The sequence below is a fragment of the Paraburkholderia sp. SIMBA_030 genome (genome assembly GCF_046535245.1).
Taxonomy (GTDB): domain Bacteria; phylum Pseudomonadota; class Gammaproteobacteria; order Burkholderiales; family Burkholderiaceae; genus Paraburkholderia.
Genome location: NZ_JAWRXB010001345.1, coordinates 1 through 246 on the forward strand (window position 1 = coordinate 1; position 246 = coordinate 246).

Annotated in this window: 1 pseudogene; it reads right to left on the reverse strand. The window is 59.3% G+C overall.

Annotated elements, in window-relative coordinates:
- Positions 1-165, reverse strand: a pseudogene (locus tag SB772_RS44415) (permease DsdX); the annotation flags it as partial.
- Between the last annotated feature and the right edge of the window lie 81 nt (positions 166-246).

Sequence of the window (246 nt, forward strand, 5' to 3'; positions counted from 1 at the left end):
CTTGACGATCTTGTCCATCGGCATGCCGACGACGAGACCGAGGCCCAGCGAAACGATGATCAGCACCAGGAACGGGTAGATCTTGTAGCGCGCGATCATCAGGATCAGCGCGGCAATCGCGATCAGCGTGAATACGAGCAGCATGCTGCCTTGGACAGCCCCCATGTGGCACTCCTCCTAGAATTTGTTCGAACCGGGCGAGGTGTTGCGAGTATGCCCGGCTATGCAGGTCTCCGGAACACGGGG